Annotated in this window: 1 protein-coding gene; it reads left to right on the top strand. The window is 66.4% G+C overall.

Features of this window, described 5'->3' with window-relative positions; all coding sequences use genetic code 11:
• Positions 1-283 (top strand): hypothetical protein (locus tag OH705_RS27085; protein WP_267303417.1); only part of this gene is annotated, 283 nt, incomplete at both ends.

Below are 283 nucleotides of genomic sequence, written 5' to 3'. Positions count from 1 at the left end.
CTGCGTTGATTTGAAAGCACTTATCCGCAAACTCGGCAGCATCCACCCGGACCACCAGCGCATCTTCAAAGGCGCGTTCCGGGTGGCGGTGTTCCTGCTGCTGGGCAAGGCCGCCGGCGCCATCAAGGAGATGGCGGTGGCGTACCGCTACGGCGTCAGCGACGCCGTCGACGCCTACCAGTTCACGATGACCATGGCCACCTGGCTGCCGGTCACCATCGTGGGCGTGCTGTCGGTGGTGCTGATTCCGGTGCTGGTGCGGCTGCGCCGCGCCGAGGACGCC

Source organism: Pseudomonas sp. BJa3 (assembly GCF_026343815.1).
GTDB classification, from domain to species: Bacteria; Pseudomonadota; Gammaproteobacteria; order Pseudomonadales; family Pseudomonadaceae; genus Aquipseudomonas; species Aquipseudomonas soli.
Note: the sequence above shows the minus strand (reverse complement) of the source record. Positions and strands in the feature narration are given on the sequence as shown.